This window comes from Asaia krungthepensis NRIC 0535 (assembly GCF_025995175.1).
GTDB lineage: Bacteria > Pseudomonadota > Alphaproteobacteria > Acetobacterales > Acetobacteraceae > Asaia > Asaia krungthepensis.
Genome location: NZ_BAPV01000010.1, coordinates 20,292 through 41,823, shown reverse-complemented (window position 1 = coordinate 41,823; position 21,532 = coordinate 20,292). Strand labels below are relative to the sequence as shown.

The 21,532-nt window shown below is 59.3% G+C and carries 14 protein-coding genes and 1 riboswitch; of the genes, 4 read left to right on the top strand and 10 right to left on the bottom strand.

The features are described from left to right. Window positions 1-277: 277 nt before the first annotated feature. Window positions 278-2,815, bottom strand: coding sequence for a TonB-dependent receptor plug domain-containing protein (locus tag AA0535_RS06895; RefSeq protein ID WP_264815206.1), 2,538 nt, complete (start codon window positions 2,813-2,815; stop codon window positions 278-280). A gap of 691 nt (window positions 2,816-3,506) precedes the next feature. Between AA0535_RS06895 and AA0535_RS06890 the strand changes: the two genes are divergently transcribed. Further along, window positions 3,507-5,597, top strand: a complete 2,091-nt coding sequence (locus tag AA0535_RS06890) for a S46 family peptidase (RefSeq protein ID WP_264815204.1) — start codon at window positions 3,507-3,509, stop codon at window positions 5,595-5,597. A gap of 212 nt (window positions 5,598-5,809) precedes the next feature. Here the strand turns inward: AA0535_RS06890 and AA0535_RS06885 are convergent, their stop codons facing one another. Both AA0535_RS06885 and AA0535_RS06880 read right to left on the bottom strand, forming a co-directional pair. Continuing rightward, the gene (locus tag AA0535_RS06885) at window positions 5,810-6,673 is read right to left on the bottom strand and encodes an SDR family oxidoreductase (RefSeq protein ID WP_264815203.1); all 864 of its coding nucleotides are present in this window, start codon (window positions 6,671-6,673) and stop codon (window positions 5,810-5,812) included. A gap of 130 nt (window positions 6,674-6,803) precedes the next feature. Continuing rightward, on the bottom strand, window positions 6,804-8,174 hold the full coding sequence (locus AA0535_RS06880; protein ID WP_264815202.1) for an NAD-dependent succinate-semialdehyde dehydrogenase: 1,371 nt from the start codon (window positions 8,172-8,174) through the stop codon (window positions 6,804-6,806). 245 nt (window positions 8,175-8,419) lie between these two features. Beyond that, window positions 8,420-8,634: riboswitch (cobalamin riboswitch) on the top strand. A gap of 162 nt (window positions 8,635-8,796) precedes the next feature. Between AA0535_RS06880 and AA0535_RS06875 the strand changes: the two genes are divergently transcribed. Continuing rightward, window positions 8,797-9,840 (top strand): HoxN/HupN/NixA family nickel/cobalt transporter, encoded by a 1,044-nt coding sequence (locus tag AA0535_RS06875; protein WP_264815201.1) that lies wholly within the window; start codon window positions 8,797-8,799, stop codon window positions 9,838-9,840. 8 nt (window positions 9,841-9,848) lie between these two features. On the opposite strand, the gene AA0535_RS06870 is transcribed toward AA0535_RS06875, so the two are convergent. Then, window positions 9,849-13,247 carry a TonB-dependent receptor domain-containing protein gene (locus AA0535_RS06870; protein ID WP_264815200.1) on the bottom strand — a complete coding sequence of 1,133 codons (3,399 nt, stop codon included), beginning with the start codon at window positions 13,245-13,247 and terminating at the stop codon, window positions 9,849-9,851. Window positions 13,248-13,814: 567 nt separating this feature from the next. Then, window positions 13,815-13,937 carry a hypothetical protein gene (locus tag AA0535_RS06865; RefSeq protein WP_264815199.1) on the bottom strand — a complete coding sequence of 41 codons (123 nt, stop codon included), beginning with the start codon at window positions 13,935-13,937 and terminating at the stop codon, window positions 13,815-13,817. Between AA0535_RS06865 and AA0535_RS06860 the strand changes: the two genes are divergently transcribed. Both AA0535_RS06860 and AA0535_RS06855 read left to right on the top strand, forming a co-directional pair. After that, window positions 13,932-14,219, top strand: coding sequence for a phosphate acyltransferase (locus tag AA0535_RS06860; RefSeq protein WP_306310226.1), 288 nt, complete (start codon window positions 13,932-13,934; stop codon window positions 14,217-14,219). The two genes, AA0535_RS06865 and AA0535_RS06860, sit on opposite strands and share 6 nt — an antisense overlap. A 305-nt stretch (window positions 14,220-14,524) precedes the next feature. After that, on the top strand, window positions 14,525-16,111 hold the full coding sequence (locus AA0535_RS06855; protein WP_264815198.1) for a glycosyltransferase family 61 protein: 1,587 nt from the start codon (window positions 14,525-14,527) through the stop codon (window positions 16,109-16,111). 45 nt (window positions 16,112-16,156) lie between these two features. On the opposite strand, the gene AA0535_RS06850 is transcribed toward AA0535_RS06855, so the two are convergent. Genes AA0535_RS06850 through AA0535_RS06830 form a run of 5 tightly spaced genes read right to left on the bottom strand, consistent with a single transcriptional unit; the run spans window position 16,157 to window position 21,525 of the window. Continuing rightward, on the bottom strand, window positions 16,157-16,981 hold the full coding sequence (locus tag AA0535_RS06850; RefSeq protein ID WP_264815197.1) for a type II secretion system minor pseudopilin: 825 nt from the start codon (window positions 16,979-16,981) through the stop codon (window positions 16,157-16,159). Beyond that, window positions 16,978-19,293: a type II secretion system secretin GspD gene (gspD, locus tag AA0535_RS06845; RefSeq protein ID WP_264815196.1), complete on the bottom strand. Its 2,316-nt coding sequence runs from the start codon at window positions 19,291-19,293 to the stop codon at window positions 16,978-16,980. The genes AA0535_RS06850 and gspD overlap by 4 nt, the downstream gene beginning before the upstream one ends. Before the next feature lie 47 nt (window positions 19,294-19,340). Next, window positions 19,341-19,856 carry a general secretion pathway protein GspN gene (locus AA0535_RS06840; protein WP_264815195.1) on the bottom strand — a complete coding sequence of 172 codons (516 nt, stop codon included), beginning with the start codon at window positions 19,854-19,856 and terminating at the stop codon, window positions 19,341-19,343. Beyond that, window positions 19,853-20,458, bottom strand: a complete 606-nt coding sequence (gspM, locus tag AA0535_RS06835; protein WP_264815194.1) for a type II secretion system protein GspM — start codon at window positions 20,456-20,458, stop codon at window positions 19,853-19,855. The genes AA0535_RS06840 and gspM overlap by 4 nt, the downstream gene beginning before the upstream one ends. After that, window positions 20,455-21,525, bottom strand: coding sequence for a PilN domain-containing protein (locus AA0535_RS06830; RefSeq protein ID WP_264815193.1), 1,071 nt, complete (start codon window positions 21,523-21,525; stop codon window positions 20,455-20,457). Before AA0535_RS06830 ends, gspM begins: the two co-directional genes overlap by 4 nt. Between the last annotated feature and the right edge of the window lie 7 nt (window positions 21,526-21,532).

Here is a 21,532-nt window from a genome sequence, read left to right as displayed (position 1 = left end):
GCTCTGCCGGCGCGAAGGATCGGGAGAACGCAAGGTGCTGTCAATTGTCCTGCCCGGCAGGCGCCATGTATCAGGCGATCATGGCGGTGCGCTGACTCGGTATTTGCGCAGATACAGGTGTCTCGCATTGTTTTCGCACGATCCTGGCGCTGGCAGGGCGTGTAATCGGGCAGAATGGGTCAAGAAGCGTGTCTCGTATCGAGAAGGCCTCGACCTTGAAGGACAAAAAGCCGGAAGCGTCTCCGCTCCCGGCTTTTCACCTGTCCTGTCATCCGCGTCAGAGGCTGGCGCTGACACGACCGAAATAATAGCCACCGGTAAAGGGGACTTGGTTGGAAAACTGATCATACATCGAGCCACCCGCCGGGACGAGATTGCCCGGAAGACGACGGGGGCGAACATTGAACACGTTGTTCACACCGATGGAGGCATGGACGCGCGAGGTGATCTTGTAGCCGATCTCCAGGTCGGTCAGCCAGCGCGGGGTATTCTTGAACTGGCCGAAGCAGGAATTGGAATATCGCAGGGCACCGCCACTGGCGCATGTGGCGGAGGCCGGGGTCCAATCCTGATAGGTCATCATATTGGTGGTTTCACCATAGCGGCTCTGGCGGATATTCACATCCCATTTGCCGATCGTCCACAGGGCATTGAGGATGATCTTGCTGCGCGGTGTCGCAGTGGTGATGTAGGCGATGGTCTGCTCGTTCAGCAATGGCTTGCCGATGGTCGAGATGCCGTTGTGATGCAGACGCGTGCGGTTGAGGTTGAAGGCCGCCATCAGCGCCAGATTGCCGTATTGGTGCATATGCACCAGATAATCGGCCTTGATATCCAGCCCCTGTGTGCGCGTGCTGGCCCCGTTCGACAGGAAGTAGGCTGAGGAGGCTGCCGCATTGGTGGCCGTGGGGGAGACATCGAAACCAAAGGAGCGGATGGCGTCCAGCGCCTGTGCGCCGCGCACCGTGCCACCCTGCACGATACGGTCACGCAGATTAATCTGGTACACATCGGCCTCGACATGCAGACCATGCACCGGCTCCATGGTGAAGCCCGCACTGGCATTGACCGAACGTTCCGGCTTCAGGCCCTGAGCACCCAGCGAGCGGGCGGCTGCCGATTCAACTGGCAACTGGCCGCCGACACTGCCCGTACCGGCGAAGATGTTCAGACGGCTGAAATGGGATTCCTGCAGCGTCGGCGCACGGAACCCGTTGGCGATGGTGCCGCGCAGCGCAAAACGATTCGTGAAGTCATAGCGCGCGGAAAGCTTGCCGTTTTCGGTGTTGTCCGTGTCGGTGTAATATTCATAGCGGCCTGCCACATCGATGGAGAGCTTGCGTGTGGGGCGGAAGGTCGCGTCCACATAGGCCGAGTAGATGTTGCGATACCATGTGCCAGCCGATTGCGGCGGAATACCGGCATGCTCTACCGGACCACCATCGAGATAGGATTCCGGATTGCCCGAGATGATCTGATAGGAATCCAGACGATGCTCGCCGCCAAAGGCGAGGCTGACCGGCATGGACCAGATTTTGAACCCGCGACGCAGATCGAGATTATTGGTCCATTGCGTGTTCTTCTGGGTGTAGTCCCAGAACTTGCTGGGAGAGTATCCTGTGCGGGCGAGTTCGCCCAGATTGATGACGTCGCGGATGCTGATGCGGGAATTATCGCCGCCATACACGGTTGAGAGATTCCAGTCGAAACCGAACAGGTTTTCGCCCTTCAGGCCCAGTTCGGCGGCGTAATCCAGTTCATCATCGCCCGTAATGGGGCGGAGTTCGCTGATGCCTGCTGCAGGCACGATATAGGGATATTTATAGGCGCGCATTTCAGCATGGCGATAGCCCAGCGTGGCCTGTCCGTAGAGCTCGATGCCAGCCGCGAGCGGCTTGCCGAAATTAAGCGCAAAGGTCTCGCGCGTCTCCTTCGGTGTGCTCAGATAATCGGTCTTACGACCGCGCCAGCTCTCGGAACCAGGCTTGACGCCCACAAAATAATTCTTGGTATCGGCACCGGCAGGCCAGTAGCCGAGCAGCGCATGATCAGGCCCCCAGGCAATGGCGTGCTGTGTCTGATAGAACTGGGCGCCCAGATGGACATACCCGTCCTTGCCGAGTTTGAACCCGCCATCGGCGTCCAACTGATATTGCTCGCCACTGCCAAGATACGCATTCGCACCACCCTGACCGCTGAGTGTCAGCCCGTGATCCTTTTTCTTGGTGATGATATTCACCACACCGGCGATGGCGTCAGATCCATACATGGCGGCGGCACCATCTTCGAGCACCTCGATATGGTCGATCATGTTGCCAGCCAGCATGTTCAGATCGACGCCTGACGAGGCAAATTGCGGCCCCGGCTTCTGCACGATATTGGCGGTCGAGTGACGGCGCTTGCCATCGACCAGAACCAGAGTCTCGTTCGGCCCAAGCCCGCGCATCTGGATGGACGACACCAGAGAATTGGTGTTCGACCCGCGCGCGCTCATGGTGATCGATGGATAGGTGCGTGTGAGCGCATTGGCCACGTTCAATTCGCCAGAGCGCTCCAGTGTTTTGGAGGAGATGACCACAACGGGGCTGATGCTCTGGCGGGCCTTGACATGGCTCTCACGCGTACCGGTCACGACCACCTGCTCGGCGTCATCCGAGCCTTTGACGAATTTGTTCTTCTTCGTCAGGGCAGTGGTCTTGTCAGCTTTTTTCTGCGCGACTTCCTGCGCCTCGGCGGCGCTTGCGGCATCGGCAGCGCGGCTCACGAAAGGCGTGCAGGCAGTCGTTGCAACGAGGAACAGGGCAAGTCTTTTCACCGGTCTCTCCGACACGTGTCTTGATGTAACGCGTCGCAAAAGCGTTACCGATCGGGTTGGAGTAAAGTTAAGATTTTATGGCAATATGTCGTAACATTTCTGTTTTATATGGGAGTATTGCTGCGTATTTTTCCACCTGTTCGCGCCGTGTATCGATATGTGGCATGATCTATGATTTATATAGTAGAGCTCATTAATCGTTTGGGCGATATATCTATGATGTTTCGAATTAATTTTCATATTTAATAGATATAATCATATGATATGTATTTCATATGAGTTCAATGAGCTCAAAAAATCTAATTATCTTGATCGTATCTGAAACGATACCGTTCCGCTTTTGAATCTATAAGTAACTACTTTGTAAAACTCTTTTTATATGAGGCCGGTTCGGACGATTTGCGTCCAGATGCAGGGCCAAGGCGACGTTCCCATTTTGCGGGGTGTCATGAAACTGTCATCATGTTCCCAGCGAGCCCTGGTGTGATTATGACAGGTGCCGCATGGCGTTTAGGATGCTTCGAGGCATGAATGCCGATCACAGATGGCTTATCGGAGCATCGATTCCGACATCAGGTCATCGTGTCTGAAACGGAACGATCCGAGAGCGGATTGCTGCCGCTTGGATTTGCAAAAATACGCCTCCTGTGAACTGATACATTATATCATCATTGCGACGAGTAACCGTATCATGTCTCAAGCCCGGTCTTCTCTCCTGCTTTCCTCGGCCCTGCTGGGGGCTTTCGCCTTTGCCAGTACCGCTCATGCCGATGAAGGCATGTGGACTTTCGATCATCTCCCCAAGGCTGCTTTGCAGAAAGCCTACGGATTCACCCCCGATGCACGCTGGATCCAGCACGTCGTGCAATCCTCGGCGCGCCTGGCCGAAGGCTGCTCTGCCTCCTTCGTATCGGGCGACGGTCTGGTAATGACCAACCATCACTGCGCCAATTCCTGTCTGGCTGCCTTGTCTGACAAGGATCATGATTATTTCCGCGACGGGTTTTACACCAGGGATCTTGCGGATGAGCGTCAGTGCCCCGGGATGGAGCTCGATCGTCTGGACACCATGAAGGATGTCTCCGACCCTGTCGCCGAGGCGACCAGGGGCAAGCAGGGCGCTGCCTATTCCGCAGCCTTGCAGGAAGTGGAGAGCAAGCTCACCAAAGACTGCATCGGTGGTGATGACGAACACTGGCGTTGCGACATGGTGCCGCTCTACCATGGTGGCCAAACAGCGCTCTACCGGTATCGCCGTTACAAGGACGTACGCGTCGTGATGGCCCCCGAGCAGGGGATCGCCTTTTTCGGCGGGGACCCGGATAATTTCGACTACCCTCGCTACGATATCGATTTGTCGATGCTGCGCGTCTATGAGGGCGGCAAGCCGGTCCGTACACCGTTCCTGCAATTCGACCCCAACGGCCCCAAAGCCGATGATCTGGTCTTCACCTCGGGCAATCCGGGGCGCACGCAGCGCGGTCTGCCCGCGTCTGCTCTCGCCTTCCAGCGGGATGTCGCCAACCCGGCTATCATCTCTGCCCTGACCCTGCGCGAGGGGATGCTCTGGCAGTACAGCCGAGAGAGCGCCGAACACGAGAAACAGGCTGAGGACGCGCTCTTCTCCATCCAGAACGGGATCAAATCCTATTCCGGCACGCAGGCTGCCCTGCAATCAGGCGATATCGTCTCGCGCCGTGTGAAGGAAGACACCGCGCTTCAGGCCTGGATTGACGCCGATCCAGCACGACGCGCGGCTTACGGCCAGCCTTTCAGAACCGTCGACAAGGCCATCGCGCTCGAGAAAGATCTCTTCTCGCGCAATCTCGCTATCGGCATGGTATTTCGTGGGTTCCTCGATAACGTCATGACGCTGGTAGAGGGCGCGCATGAGCGTCAGAAGCCCGATGCCAAGCGCCATGCGGGGTATCATGACGCCCAACTCGGAGAAATCGAGACGGCTCTCGCTGCCAAAGAACCTTTCTACCCGGACCTCGAAACGGCCTCTCTTGCGCTCAGCCTGACCAGCCTGCGCCAGATTGCCGGAGCGGACGATCCGCTGGTTCGTCTTACTCTTGGTAAGGAAGCGCCAGATGCCCTCGCGGCCAGCCTGATCAAAGGTACGAAGCTTTCCGACCCTGCGGCGCGTCTGGCTCTCTGGAAGGGCGGTCTTCAGGCGATCAAGGCTTCTACCGATCCGCTCGTCGTGTTCGCGCGCCGGATCTACCCAAGCTACACGGCGCTGCATGACAAGATGCGCGACGAGGTTTCTGCCCCCTTGCACAAGGCGCAGGGCGATATCGCGCGCGCGCGTTTCGCTCAGGCCAAGGCCGAGGGGCGTCTGGATGCTCTTTATCCTGACGCGACATTCTCGCCACGCCTGTCCTACGGCACGGTTAAAGGCTGGCGCAAGAATGGCGTCGATGTTGCGCCCTTCACCGATTTCGCAGGCATGTATGGCCATGCGACCGGGGCAGAGCCCTTTGCTCTGCCGAAGCGCTGGCTGGACGCAAAGACGCGCCTTCCCCTGTCGACCCATCTTGATTTCGTCTCCACCAACGATATCGTCGGTGGCAATTCAGGCTCACCGGTGCTGAACCGTGAGGGCAAGGCGGTCGGACTCATTTTCGACGGCAACCTGCCGAGCCTCGCGGGTGATCTCTACTACGACATCAGCAATAACCGCGCCGTTGCTACCGATACGAGCGCCATCATCACGGCCCTCAAACTCGTCTATAACGAGGAAAATCTGGCAAACGAACTTACGAACGGCCACCGCTGACAGGGAGGGAGCCCCTCGGGACGAACATGTTCCAATGGGCACCGTGATGGAGCCCCATGGCGGAGAGGTTTCTTTGGATGAGCGCTCTGCGGGGCTCTGCCCCGCTCCCCGGAAAGGGGCTCGCCCCTTTCATCCCGTTCCCACAAACAGGTTTCCAAAGGACGACGGTCCTTTGGTGGGGTTTGGGGCAAAGCCCCATGCCCTCCCCCCCCTCAGATGACGGGTGTCCCGCCCGTCACAGCGATGGTTGCGCCGGAGATATAGCTGGATTCATCGCTGGCCAGCATCACATAAGGCGCGATGAGTTCGACGGGCTGGCCGGGGCGGCCTAGTGGGGTGTCTTCGCCGAAAACATGCACATGGTCACCATGCATTGTCGCAGGGATGAGCGGTGTCCAGATCGGGCCCGGGGCGACGGTGTTGGAACGGATACCTTTCTCGCCCAGAAGCTGCGCGAGGCCGCCGCTGAAATTCTGGATCGCAGCCTTGGTCGCGGAGTAAGCGAGCAGGCGAGGTTTGGGGCTGTCGGCATTGACCGAGATTGTGTGGATGAGCGAGGCCCCGCTTTTGAGATGGGGCAGGGCATTACGGGTCAGGCGGAAACTGGCGCCAATATTGGTAGCGAAGGTGTCGTCCCATTCGTCTTCAGAGATGTCGTCAAGTGCGAGGCGTTCGATCTGGAAAGCTGCATTATTGACCAGAATATCGAGCTTGCCGAAGGTCTGGATGGTCTTGTCGATAATGGTGCGGCACACCTCGCGGGACTTCAGATCGCCGGGGAGGAGCAACGCCTTGCGTCCCGCCTTTTCAATCCAGGCTGCAGTTTCCTGAGCGTCCGCTTCTTCCTCTTCCAGATAGGAAAGAGCAATATCGGCACCCTCGCGGGCATAACCAATTGCCACGGCACGACCGATGCCGGAATCGCCCCCGGTGATCAGGGCGACTTTTCCCGTCAGGCGGCCAGAACCTTCATAGCTGGTTTCGCCGTGGTCGGGCTTGGGCGTCAAGGCGTCTGTCTGGCCGGGGATTCGATCCTGAAGGGGGGTATCGAAAGGGGGCTTCGCGAAATCTGTCATTGGGGACATCCAGCGGGAGGGGGCACGCTGCCTGAGCAGGGCACGAACCTGTAGTCATCGCGAAAACGTGAGGTAAGGTTGCATGGCAAAGGATATCAGGGACTGAGCCCTGATATCCTGAGCCGCGCAATCAGGCTGAGCGGATCAGCTTGTGATTGACGAATTCCTCGATGCCGTTCGAGGAGAGCTCACGGCCATAGCCTGAATTCTTGACGCCGCCGAAGGGGAGTTCTGGAGCTGTGCCGGTGATATCGTTGATGAATACCATGCCGGTTTCAATGCGCTCTGCAAGCTTGCGGCCACGCTCGACGTCGCTGGTATGAACTGACCCGCCCAGACCGAAAGGGGAGTCGTTGGCCAGAGCCACTGCGGCGTCATCGTCGGATACCGGGTAGACAATGGCGGCAGGACCGAAAATCTCTTCGTAGAAAATGGGATTGTCCTTGGTCACGCCGGTCAAAAGTCCAGCCTGCATGAAAAATCCTTCGCGATCGAGTTTCTTGCCGCCGGTGACGAGCGTTGCACCGTGCTGCACGGCCTTCTCGACCTGGCTGATGGCCAGTTTCATGGCGTTTTCGCTGCTCATGGGGCCGTGGGTCACCCCTTGCTCGAGCGGATCGCCATAGCGGAACTCGGCCAAGGCATCGGACAGGCGACGCACGAAATCATCGGCGAGGGATTCGTGAACAATCATGCGCTTGGCAGCGGTGCAGACCTGTCCGTTATTGGACATGCGCCCGGCCACGGCGCGGGGAATGACCTCATCGAGATTGGCATCATCGAGAACGATGAACGGGTCTGACCCGCCGAGTTCGAGTGTCGTCTTCTTCAGGGCCTTGCCTGCCTGGGCAGCCACGGCGCTTCCAGCGCGCTCGCTGCCTGTCAGGGCGACACCACGTACTTCCGGGCGAGCGATCAGTTCCTCGGAGACGTCATTATCGATGAAGAGATTGGTCCAGGCCCCTTTGGGCGCGCCAGCTTCAAGGAAGAGGGCCTCGAAGGCGAGGGCGCATTGCGGCACGCCAGGTGCATGCTTTGCCAGCACGACATTGCCTGCCATCAGATTGGGGCCTGCCACTCGGGCGAGTTGATAGTACGGGAAGTTCCACGGCTCCACGCAGTAGATGACGCCGAGGGACTGGCTCAACACTGTTGCGCGCCCCTCGCTCACCGTGATCTCACGCGGTGCAAGGAAGTCTTCGGCATTGTCGGCATAATAGGCCAGGATTTTGGCCGAGAGCTCGGTTTCGGCAATCGCCTCGGGTAGAACCTTCCCCATCTCGATCGAGATCAGGCGGGCATATTTTTCCTTGTTCTGCTCAAGGATCTGCGCGGCTTTGCTGATGATTGCCTTGCGCTCGGCAAAGCTGCGATGGCGCCAGTCACGCTGGTAAAAATCATGGGCGGCTTCAAGCTTCTCGAAAGCCTGCGCCTTGGTATGAAGCTCGAATTCGCGCTCGGTCTTGCCCGTGGCCGGGTTGATCGTACGGTAGAGACTCATCGTCTTCTGCTCCTGTTTTTTCATATACCCGATGCGGGACCGGGCCAGTGTCACGGTTTCAGAAAACCCGAACCGGCTCATGGTTTCGTCGAAAATCTTCTCCCCATGAGCAGCCGGTCCGGTCTGGGCGCTGCATTTGGGACTGATCGCCGGTGGCATCCGGAGATGTGGCGGGGCCGCATAGTCTCGACAAAAGCTCGAAGGGACAGGTTGAAAGAGGCTTGGCTTGCGGGGGCGTGAGCGGCTACGACCGAGGGGTCGAAGGTCTTGCGCGAGCAAGTGAATAGGGAATGCCGGACGGGCTGGCTGATCGCCATGAGATCGGGTCCGAGGCGGCAGCTGTCCCCGCAACTGTGAGCGGCGAGTTTTTCCGCATGAACCACTGGGTGCCTGCATCCGGGAAGGGGCGGAAAGGCGATGAACCGCGAGCCAGGAGACCTGCCTTCGTCCCATCAGACTGTCAGGCCGGACGGGACGATCCGCCAGAGGGAGTAAATGCGCGTGAGCCGACCAGCCCCACCCCTTCCATCTTCGTTCAAAGCCCTGCTCGGCCCTGCCAATGACGTCCGGCTGCGTTCTTCCAGAGCCTTGGGTGACAGCAAGCGATCGGGGAGGGGGCATCATGCAAACTGAGATCGTCGCCCCGTCCACACGCAACCTGAGGCTGCGTATCAGCCTGCTCGGTGCAGCGCTGCTTCTGGCCAATATGGCGCTCTGGATCTGGACCTTCACGATGTTTCATGACAGGCCGCTGCTACTTGGCAATGCCCTTCTCGCCTACGGGTTCGGGCTGCGTCATGCTGTCGATGCCGACCATATTGCCTCCATCGATAATGTGACCCGAAAATTCATCCAGATGGGGCGGCAACCTCTGCTGACAGGGTTCTGGTTTGCCATTGGCCATTCGATGATCGTGGTGCTGGCCGCGCTGGGAACGGCCCTGTTGTCCCAGGCCATGCAGGATCGTTTCGGCGCCTGGCGCGATATTGGTGGCGTGGCGAGCACGCTTGTGTCAGCGGGTTTCCTCTTTGCGCTGGCCATCACCAATTTCATCGTGCTGCGCGGTGCGTGGCGGGCCTGGCGGCATGTCAGGGCCGGGGGCGCGGTCGAGGAAGTCGATATCGATGCGCTGATGAGCAAGGGCGGCCTCCTGTCGCGTCTGCTCTATCCGCTGTTTCGCCTCGTCTCGCGTAGCTGGCACATGGTGTTGCTGGGGTTTCTGTTCGGGCTCGGTTTTGATACGGCGACCGAGGTTTCCCTGCTCGGACTTTCGGCATCTCAGGCCAGCCGGGGCGTTTCAGTCGCGGCCATCATGATCTTTCCGGCCCTGTTCGCCGCCGGTATGGCGCTGATCGATACGGCTGACGGCGTACTGATGCTGGGCGCCTATCGCTGGGCGTTTGTCGATCCTTTGCGCAAGCTGCGCTACAATATCATCATCACGCTGATTTCCGTCATCGTGGCGGTGGGGATCGGCAGTATCGAAACCCTCAAGCTGCTGGGGGATCAGATCGGGTTTCAGGGACGCTTCTGGCAGGCGGTGTCCGTGGTGAGCGACAGTTTCAACCAGATCGGGTTCATTGTGATCGGGCTATTCGTTCTGGCGTGGATGCTGTCCCTGGCCTTCAGCCGAGCCGACAGACGCCGACGCGGCCAGGAACGCTAAAGCGTGCCTCAGAAACTCGCTCCCACACGCATCTGGAAGCTGCGGCCGATCAGCGCTTCGTAATAACGGCTGACATTGTAGATCCCGGCATCCTTCGGCAGGGCATCAGTGATGTTGTTCACCACGAAGCTGGTCGAGAGATTCTTCGTGATGGCATAGTCCAGCGAGAGATTGAAATAGGCGAAGGAGGGGCGCCTGTTGCTCTCGTAGCGCGTGTCGGAAACCTGAAGGGCGAAAAGGCTTGGTCCGTACCACAGGGTTTGCCATTGCGCGCTGAGGGGGCCCCGCGCCCAGGTCGCATTGAGCGTGAAATTGTCGTTGGGCGATGCGGTATTTCCCGAAAGCAGATAGGTGCTGCTCAGATAGCGCTGTGTGCTCTTGAGATAATGAACGTAATTACCCCGCAGATCGATGAGGCCAGCCCCTTCGGGCAGGCCAAAACGAGTGAGCGGCGCGTTATAGTCCAGCGTGGTCTGCAGAGCCTGTGTCGTGTAACTGGCGATATTGTAATAGCCCGATCTGAACGACGAAATCTGCCCGTCCGCATCGCGCGTAAACGTCGAGCAAAAGGCATTTTCAGGGTAATTGCTGCTGTCGTAACAGGCTGCCAGCAGGTCGCTCGCGCTCAGATAGGTAATGGCATCGGCAACATGCACCTCCACGAATGAGGCTTTCATGTCGAGGCCACGTATGAAATGCGGCCTGAATTCCAGACTGCCCGTGTAACTGCGGGAGCGCTCATTGGAGAGAGAGCGATTGCCCCCTGCGGTTCCGGGCAGGGAATAGGAGTTGAAATTGGAGACGAAGCCCGAGGAAAGACCGGCCTTTGCGCAATTGGCTGCCCGCAAGGCCGGGTTGGGTCCTGATGTCAGCCCGACATCCGAGCAGGGATCGGTACCGCTCTGATAGGTGACGGATTGCGGTGCGTAGAGCTCTCCTACGGAAGGATTGCGCACCGATACGGCATAATTGCCGCTCAGACCGATATCGCGTGTCGGCCACCATGCGACACCCGCCATATAGGTCCAGTAGGCACCCGTGACGCTGTTATAGGTCAGGCGGCCATTGGCAGTTGCCGAAAGATGATAGGCGCCTGGAATGGCCATGCCGGGCGAGATCAGAGGCACATCGAGTTCACCGAAGGCCTCGTGCGTGTGATAGGCCCCACCCGTATAAGGGATCGCACCGTTATTGCCGTAAGCAAGATAAGTTCCGTCTGCTTGCTCCGCACCGAGAAGATACGCTCCGGGATCGAAATGATAGGCCTCGCGTCGATGCTCGTAGCCGAGATCCCAGCGTATGTCCCCGGCGGGCAGGGCAAAGACCGTGGAACTGATTTCGGCTTGCAGATCGCGCTGTGTATTACGGTTGGTCGACCGTGAGATTGCAGTCACATAGTCCCGTGCGGCCTGTGTCATCTGGTCATAGCCAAACGGGTCCAGGGGCGAGCAGACCTCGCTCTTCGTGGCAACAGACGCGTTTACATAACCCGAGGCGCACTGGATGCTGCCATCGGCTGCGGTCACGGCATTCAGGGCATTGACCAGATTGGGGATGACCAGTGATGGTTGCGTCGTCACGTTGGTCGTCCGGGTGTACTCCCCGCGTATTTTCCAGTTGAAATCGCGGTCGAAAGCGCGGAAATCGCCATGGAGCCCACCCTGAAAGCGGAACATTTGCGTGGTGGTACGGAAAAGACCCGGATCGAGGTCCTGATTGAGCCGGTTCAGATAGAACTGGTCGGTGGGAAGCCCGTTTGCTGCCAGTGCCTCCTTGATTGTGCTGCGCTCCGCGCTCGTCAGATAGGGATTATCGGTGCTGAGGGCCAGTGGCCCGGAGATCACGCCATACTGGTAGTAGCTGCTGCTGTACGGGCCATCGGCATTCGGGGTCAGGGCGTTATCGAACGCCGCGCTGCTCCATGTTCCTTGCCCGACCTGATTTTCGGCGCTCCCGCGTGCGTACCAGCCTTGCCAGGTTGCATGGATATGGCTGCTGAAATCATAATGCCCGAGCAGCGTCAGATTAAGCCTGTCGCTGGGAGTGATGACCTGAATGTAGTTGCGCAAGGCAACCCCGTTCCCACCGATGCCAAGGGCATTATCGCCCTTGAGCAGGGTGCCGCTATCGAGGGGAATGAGCGATTGTCCGTTCTGGCTGAACATCAGCGGTATGCCATTGGCATCGGCAATTCCGGCGTTGGCGTAACCTGCATAGGCAGATCCATACGCCCCACCGTAGACTGGCAGATCGCCGTAATTACCGGTCAGGGTAGGCATGCCTGTGAGAGAGGCCTGGATGAAGCGTGATCCCGAGCCAAGCACATAGGTATAGGGCGAGGACTCCCCGAGTGCCACGCGATGATAGGTGACGGCGTTGGCGCCAAAACTGTCCGGCCTGTCGCTGGCAACCATTCCTGCCTGATTGCGGTATTCCAGATCGAAAACGAGCCCGCCCCGGTCGTGATCGAAACCGGACCCTGCCTTAAACGCAATCTTCTCACTGCCATCGTCGAGCTGCTGCGACCAGCCGCCCTGGGCACTGAGCGAAACGCCCTTGTAATGATCGTCCAGCGTGTAATTGATGACGCCAGCAACGGCATCGGCACCATAAGCCGCCCCTGCGCCTCCCAGCTTGGTGTCGATCGATTTGATCAGGGAGGTGGGTAATGTGCTCACATCTACCTGCGATCCCGATCCGACGCCGTAGATCGAGGCTGTCGCCCCGCCCCCAAAGCGCATTCCATCCACTAGGGTGAGGGTGCGCTGCGATCCCAGATTGAGCAGGCTCACAAAGGACTGCCCCGCACCGAATGCATTCTGGTTTCCGATGGGGGAGTTGTCCGCCACGCTCACCGCAGGATTTTCGCGCAGCAGCGCGAGCCCGAGATCCGTGTAGCCGCGTCGTGTGATCTGCGTACCGCTGACGGTCGATCCGGCCATGACATTCGTCAGACGCGACTGGGTGAGTCGCGTCCCGGTAACGAAAATCGTCTCGTTGGGAGAAGATGTCCCGATGCTGGAAGCAATAAGGCGTTTCGCCTGGAGACGCTTGCCGGCGTCCTGTCCGGATTTGCTGCGCTGTGCTGCTGTATCGGCTTCTACTGCGCGCGTTGATCCGGCAGCCCGGGGCGATGGGCTGGACAACGGGGCTTGCTCAAGCGGCTGCGCGGCGGTCTGTCGTACCGTGTTGCGGCGACGGGCGCCTGACCCGTGTGTATGAGCGCGGGCATACGATCCTGAAATATGGGCCGTTCTTGCATCAGGACGTTGCGTGGCTGGGGGCTGGCTGGTGGGGTCTGCGAGGGCAGATGACGGGGCCAGATACAGGGCGGAACCGGCAAGCAGGGTCGCGGCAAGACGCGAGCAACGCCCGCGCCGGCTGGATACACCCTGTCCATGCATCATGTGATGGTTTTCCCCTGTCTGTATTCTGTGTGTTGACTGATCGGAGCGCCATCTTCTCGCCTGTCATGCGGGCGGCGTATCTTCCCGATCGAGATTTGATGCCCTGTCCAATGCTTTCGCTCTCTCGACATGGCTCCCAACACCTATTGAGGTTTGGGTCTGGAATCGAACAAGTAGTGTGGCAAAAATACAGAATAACGCTCTTCTGTTGTACATCGACAACAGTTGGGCCCTATTGTTTGCGCTTTGCAAATGCTTTGTAACGAGAAATTACCGCCTTGCGCGCGCGATCCTGATATTCGGATGGCGAACATTGAAAGATGGCACGACGAGGCAGGTTCAAAGAAGTCGCCTCTATGAAAACGCGGCAGATTGCGCCCTGATAGCGTGTTGAACCGACCCGATCGCGGTTTCACAGGAATGATGGAACAGGTGCGAGGAGATGGGTGACCTGTTCAGCCTGGCGCATGAGGAAGGCACCCTGGCCTGGTTGCCGTGAGTCGATCCCCGGGATCGGAAGCGGATGTTCATCCCCATACCCGTCCCGGCTTCACGAAGTTTCGGAATTTACTGGAAAGGCAGGTAGCGGAAGGTCACACAGACCGTGTTGCCTGAGGTGGTCGGATAGACCGAGCCGCCCATACCGTCCGAGCCACGGAACGCAAATTTGCGGATATAAGTATATTGCATCCCTCCCATCAGGCTTCCGTAATTGCCGTCGACCCGCAGGCAGCCCTAATCAAGGGATTGACTTCGCCAGTCGCCGGTCATGCCGATATTCTGGTCGTTCCCGCCCTCGAGGCTGGGAATAAGGTGGTCAAGGCATTGAGTTTTCTCAGAGGGGCCTGTTCCGGCGGGATCGTTATGGGGGCGAAAATCCCTGCGATGCTGACCAGCCGCGCCGACAGCATAGAAGCACGCCTCGACTCAGCCGCACTCTGCGCCCTTTATGCCAGATCTCTGAAGGGCTGATTACTGAACGCGTGGCATGGGAGTGGATCGGTAGAGGGTCCCGCTCGGCGCGAAGCGGACGTTATGGCCGTCGGTGGAATGATCGACGCAAGGATTTCTGCAATTTTCCCAATATTTCACGGCCTTTGACGGAAGTATTGGAGAAAATAACGGAATATTCGATTATTGCTTTAGTTAATAACTGAATTAACAGACAATAGATTTGTAAAACTCGATAATCACATCGTATAAGCGCCTGATATCTGATTGAGTTTTGGGTGGATGACGTGCAAGACTACGCAAGTTTTTATAGTCCGGTAGCCGGGGTGAGTCTTTTCTCCGAGCCGGATATTCTGACATTCAGGAATGCATTCTATATCTGCGGCTGGAATAATTTCGATCATCTTCATGGTGTCTACACCCAGGAAGGCTATCTGATTCCTCAAGCGGCATTCCATTGTCAGTGGCCCCCCGTCAATAAAGGGCAGCGCCCTTGGTGTGACCCGAATATTGCCCGTGGGCTCCCCGTCATCAAATCGGGGATATTTGTCGGGCATATGCATGAGCAATACGGGCATTTCATCACCGAGTTCGTCTCACGACTATGGGTCGCGCGTAAGCTCTGGGACGGGTCGCAAAAGCTTATCGTCCGTTCTATCAAAAGCCGCGACGATTTGTTCCGCGCGCCTTGGCTACGAGCCCTCATAGAGGCGGCTGGTTTCAGGGAGGAGGATTTCTATTTCCCGGAGACCTCTTTCACGGTTGAGAAGCTCGTCGTCGCCTCGCCTTTGTTTTCGGAAGACTCGGTTTGTTTCGCCGGTATGGCCGATTACTGCAACGAAATCGGCGCGGTGCTCACTCCGCCAGAACTTAACAGCGAGGCTCCCCGGCGGATCTATCTGACGCGGTCGAAACTGATCTGCGGCACTGTGCGGATCGATAACGAACATGAATTCGAGGAAGCTCTGAGTGAACGCGGCTTCGAGATCGTGCATCCGCAGGATCTGAGTGTTGCAGATCAGATCGCCCTTTTCCGGAATGATAATTTCGTTGTCGGGCAGATCGGATCTGCTTTTCATACGAGCATTTTCGTACCCTCACCCCAGGGTATCTGCCTTCGAAGCAAGGTCTTCAAGGGAGGAGGGACGCCTCCAGCACTGAGCTATCGCCTGATGGATCAGGTCAATGGCGCGGCATTCGAATACCTTGATTTCCCGACCTTGATTGAATCGGAACATCCGAATGGCCATTTCTACGAGAACATGACTATTGGCGATATTGGCCTTGCGGCAGATCTGCTGGCGGACCGCGCAGCCAAACGCGAGACATCCTTCCATCTTTCAAACATGGGCCGGGGATCATGTGTCGAAGAAGCCGATCTGACCGCCTATGAGCTGATCGGCCATTCAGGCAGCGCGGTCGGAAGCGATCGACGCACGGCCATGGCATCGACCTATTCCGGTGCCACCATCGAGAAACTGCTGCTGATTACCCGTCGAGATCCCGCAAACCGCCAGCGCGCCTTCCTTGTCTCTGCCCACCCCGATGCGCCGGCTCTCATGCTTAGCAATACATGGCGTCAGGGACCTGCTCTGCCCGTTCAGGTCGAGCACCTCGATGACGGGACCATCGCCATGCGATCTCACGAAAATAATGCCTATATCTTCGCGTGTCATGATCGACGCGGGCAGGGACTGCACGCGGAAGGTCCGCAGATCATGGCTTGGGAGAGATTTGGTATCGCGGAGACGTCGCTGCATCTGCGCCATCGCGGATCGAGGCTCCATGCGCTCTTGTCCCTTATTGCCATCGTCCATTATGGCGCCTCGCCGAGAAATCTCGCCTATTATCAGGCGCGCTACCCTGACCTGCTGGCACATGTCTCGGGGCTGGATCCGGCGTTTCGTGTCTGAGGCCGATCGTGCAAGACGGGATGTGAGCAACTCGGGCATGAAACCTTAATCGAGCGTTGAGAGATCGATGATGCGGGCACTGCGACCGGACGGGTCGGAGGCGCCCCCGGATACGGGGATGAGGACCGTCGCCCGCCTCGTGGCGCCTCCTCCCTGACCGTCCGAAATGCGCACTGTCGCGACGAAGCTGAAGGGATAGCTCGCCGTGGTCGCGGGGAGGGCAGGCTGTCCGGCACGTGCTAGCGCGCGCTGGACAAGGGCATCAGTCACCGGAGCATGCAGTTCTTCTGGCTGGGCAATCGAGAGATGGGGGCCCATGCAGGAGAGCAAAGGGCGGGTCATGCCAGGAATGAGCTCCAGTTCGGCGATCGTCTGAAATGAGGCGTAAGGTGGCAAGTAGCGCAGGCCAAGCGTCAAATAGTGCTGCCTTTCCGCCCCATCTTCTCCCTGGCTCTGGCGACGCCATGCCACCATGTCGTGGGCAATAGCCCCGGATTGCACTTGCGTCCCACCGCATTCCTGCACCAGCGCGCTCAGCAGGGCAAAAGGGGCCGTGTTGGGATTGATGCGCGAGGCCTCGCTCTCCACGCTGATGGCCATCGTGAAGCCATCTATCTTCTCGAGATGGACGGCCCCGGTGAGGGGCCAGCGTGTCGTCGAGGAACCGCTCTCGTGAAAAATCGCACTTTCGATGCCGCCCTGGGCAAGTGCCTCCATCCGGGCGGTCTGACTCAGCAATCGCGTCTCGCGTAGCGCGGAGCCTGCGCCGGCAATGATCATGGTCGTCAGGAGGGACAGCCCCGCCAGTGCCCAGAGAACGATCAGTAGTGCAAAGCCCCGTTCCCTGGCATCAGGAGGCGCCGTGATCATCGATCCAGACCGAGCTTTTCACGCAGGCGCTTTTGCGGATCGGAACTGCCGGTCATGTGCATCTTCCTCATCTCGTCCGGCACATCCGCGGCATCGGGGTGAGTGTCACGCAGATCTTCCATGAGGTTCACAGCATCGCGCTGGTCATGGATGACATGGGGCGTGATGAGTATCAGCAATTCGGTACGCTGGCGGCTGTTATTCTGCGTACCCGCCAGAAAGCCGAGCACCGGGATGTTCTTGAGCCAGGGAATGCCGCTATTCGCACGGCTCGAGTTTTCCGTGATGAGACCGGCAAGACCCACGGTCTGGCCATCCTGCACCACCACGCGCGAATTTACAGAGCGATCGTTGAATGTCGGGTTGGCGGCGCTACTCGTGTTGCTGGCAGCATTGGCACTGACCGAGCTCACCTCCTGCGAGACATCGAGGGTTACCAGTCCGCTCTGGCTCACATGGGGGGTGACCTCCATGATGACGCCGGTCGGCTGATAGGTGAACTGATTATAGACAGACGTGCCGATGGTGCTCGATTGCGAGCCGATCTGCACTGGAACAAGCTGTCCCACCTGCAGCCGGGCCGCCCTGTTGTCCTGCACCATCAATTGCGGCGAGGACAGCACATGAACGGTCGTCACGTTCTGGAGCGCGTCTATGGCAAAGGGGGCTCCGCCACCGCTGGCTCCGCCAATGATGAAACCGGGCAGGGTGTGGCTGAAGGCGGCGGTCGCCAGCGTACTAGCCGTGATGGTCTGGGAGTTATTGCTCAGAACGCCGTTGATCCCTCCTGATTTGAAGAAGAACTGCGTGCCATATTGCAGAGCGTCATTGAGCTGGACCTCAGCGACGACAGCATCGATGCGTACCTGGAGCGGCATGACGTCAATGCGGCGCAGCATCTGTTCGATCGTATCGCTCTCCTGATCCGTAGCATGGACCAGAATGGCATTGTGCTGAGCATTCGAGAGTATACGCAGGGAGTCGGTGTTGCGATCTGCGCCACCGCCTGAGGCGTCGAGCCCGCCGAGAAGCGGATTGTTCAGAGAGGCGCCTGCGCCGTTTTGCTGGCCGGTTTGCGTCTGACCACCTTGACCGAGTGCGCCATTGGCCAAGCCGCCGCCGAGCCCTCCTCCCGTCAGTCCACCCCCTGTCAGCCCCCCACCCGTGAGCCCTCCACCGGCGAGGCCGCCACCGCCCATGGCGCTGGACATGGCTCCCGTGAACCCTCCCTGTGAGGGCTGGCTGCTATTGGAGGTGGCTCCGGGGGGCTGGGCGGTCACGTTATCCGGGGTGAAGGCCTGCTGAAGCGTGTAGGTCACGTCGTTCACGCTCGAATTCTGGACATAGAAGATGTGCCAGCTTCTGACAGTTGCGCGGCGATGTTGCTGGATCAGCAGGAAAAGCCTTTGTGCGTCCTCGATATATCGCGGCGTCCGGGCGACTACGAGCACGGCATTGACGCGGCTCAGGGGGAGAACCTGCACGACCTGCGACAGGCCATTCCCCGCTCCGTGCAAAGCCGTTTGCAGGGCGCTGGCCATGTCCTTGGCATTGCCGGAATCAACCGGCAGCAATGCATAGGACTGGCTGGCCAGCCAGTCCACGTCGAATGCACGTATGACTTCGATGAGGGCATTGCGGGCCGAGGGATCGCCACTGACCATGAGGGCGTTACCTGTCTCAACCGCAGCGACACGCGCGCCGCCCTGAACGAAGGGCTGCAATGCATGAGCCAGCGTACTGGCCTGGGCATAGCGCAGCGGGACCATCATCTCCCCGCCCATGGAGAGGCTGTCGGCAATCCCGGCGGCGGCCCCTTGCGCCGCGCCCGGTGCGGTCTGGCTCGGGACCACACGATAAAGCCCGTCGCTATGGATGAGCACGGCATGCACCTGGGAAAGGATGACCTGCAATGCGGGCAGAAGCTGGGCATTGGTCAGGGGCTCGCTTGTTCGTAGCGTCACCTGGCCATGCACCGCGGGGTCGATGGCATAATTGACATGCAGGATGTCATTGAGGATCTGCGAGACCGCGTCGCGTATGTCGGTATCGGCAAAATTCAGCGAGACCTGTCCGATTCCGGTCGTGTCGGCACTTCCCCTGAGCACGGGTTCTGCAGAGCGGGCGAGACTGTAGCGTGCTGCGGGCAGGGTGCCTCCACCAGAGAGGCGGCCATCCTGAGGGGGCTCGGTCATGCCGGCGAGGGGCAACGGACCGCCAAGTGGCTTCACCTTCGGCGCCCCCTTGTCGCACCCGGCGAGAACGGACAGCAGGCTGACGCAAAGGCTGGAGATGGCGAGACGCCTGCGCATGGTGGTTCCTGACGGAATTGAGGTGAAAGAAGCGCGAAGCGGAAACGTCATTGAGGCATACCTGGCGGGAAGGATTCTGAAGAGACTGGAGGGGCGAAATCGAGGGAGGGCGCATTGGCGGGGTGAGTGGATTGCCGGTCACGATCCGGCCGCAGGATCCTGTCCTGCCCGTTTTCCCGTATCGTGACCGCACCACCGCCAATCGACACGATCTGCCAGTTCCCCATTGTTCCCCGGATTGGCACAATCACGCCTCGTTCGCGACCGGGCAGCATGAAAATGGCACTCGCCTTGCCCTCTGACTCGATGATGCCAGCAAGACGCGGTGTGCCTTCCACCCTGTCGGGAGAAAGAGCAGGGCGACGGGAGGGGGCAAAGAGCGGCCGCGCCAGGATCGTGGCCAGCTCGTCCGACCGGGCAGCGCCCTGAATGGCCGGATCCGCAGAGGCCGCACCCAGTGCGGGCCCGGGGAGGGACGTGAGGAGAAGCGCTGCAATTGATAGATAGGGAATGCTTCCCCATGCACGCGGGGCGGTTCGATCTGTTTTGGCTGGCCGCATCATGGCGCGGACCCCGCGAGGGAAGAAGCAGGCTGGATATCACGCCTGTAGGCAAACACGTTCATATCGCACGTCATTGCATCGGGCGCATTACCCTCTGCCTCCGATGCATGAAGGTGCAGGGTCTCCACGATCATGGCTGGGGAGGCCTCTTGCACCGATGCCAGAAATCGGGCGAGTGACGGATAGGGCGCAGTCAGGGTAATGTGAAGGCCGATGCGTCGGTAGGCCCCCTCGCGCATGGTGGCCAGGGTTTCACTGCTGCCAATATCGGCGCCCGATTCAGTCGCGATCTGGCTCAGGCTGTTCTGCAACGTGGCACCCGCTATGGCATCCGATTCTCCCTCGATCAGCATCGGGGGGGTGTGAGGCACGCGCGCGGCAGTCTGGCGCAGATGGGGCAGAATGGCGCGCAGATGCGCCATGCGCGTTACGGTTTCCCGGTCCATCCCGAGCTGCGCCGATCGCGTGATATACAGCCCGGCCAGCGGCCCAAGAACGGCCAGCCACAGAATGAGAACGGCGATACCCAGTATTGTGACGGCAAGGATCTGGCCCCGCCTGCCTTCCGGCAGATCGTGAAGTGTGAAGGTCATGCGGCTCATGGGTGGCCTCCATGACGGGAAGATGCCGGTTTCGTACCAATCTCTGCACGGATCGAAAACTGGCTTGCCGTCTGCCCCGATAACCGGGTGACAGGCGCAATAAAGCCCGGATCGCGAAGTCCCGGTGTGGCGCTCATGGCCTGGATCAACCCGGCCGGGTCGGAAGAGCTCCCGCTGATCAGTAACTCTCCCTGTTTGAGATTAAGGTCGGTGAGGTAGGCATTATCGGGCAGAAGCTGCGTCAGTCTGGCAAGAATTTCCACCGGATCGCCGAGCTTGGCACGGGCATTTCTGACCAGTCTGTCCCCTTCCTGGCGCGTCTCGATGCGCTGCCGAAGCTGGCTCGCCTCGAGCGCAGGCGCACGGAGGGCGCTGATGTCGCGCTCCAGGCGGCCGATACGGGCAGACTGGATCCAGAACAGGGCAACGCCAGCAGTCAGCAGGGCGGTTATCGCCCCGGCCAGTTTCAGCACCCTGCCATCCTGCAGCCTTTCCCTGAGAGAGACGATGCGCGGCAGCGTGATGGAAGCACCGGTGGCGTCGCTGATCCGGTCTGGATAGCGGCCTAGCCGGGTGAGTGACTCAATGGTCGGGGCCACACTGTCCCGGAGTATCAGACTGAGCCTCAGATGGATCTGGCCCAGATAAGGATCACGGCGCAGGATGTCATGATGCCACAGCAGGGCCCCGCTCTCGAAAGGGGTGAGGCGATCCATCTCGAAGGCGAGAACAGCATCAAGGTCCTGCGCGGCAGCCAGGGGCAATGTGACGACGCGCTGCATGATCGTGTCGGGCTCGACCATGAGGATGAGAGGGGCGCGAATGGCTCGTCTGCCGAGCGCGGCCAGGAAACGGGCTTTTGTCGCAGCGCTTTCGTCGGGGTCGCCTCCCCACAGACCGATCTCCTCATCATGCAGGCCGTCATGCAGGACGATACGTAGCGCCCCGTTTTCGGGCAGGGCGATAAACGTCGATGGCGCACGGGAAGCGAGGCGACGCATCAGGCGCGCCGGGACGAGGCTCAGGAGCTGCCGTGCCCACCACTGCATGAACACCGGAAAAATCATGATAAGC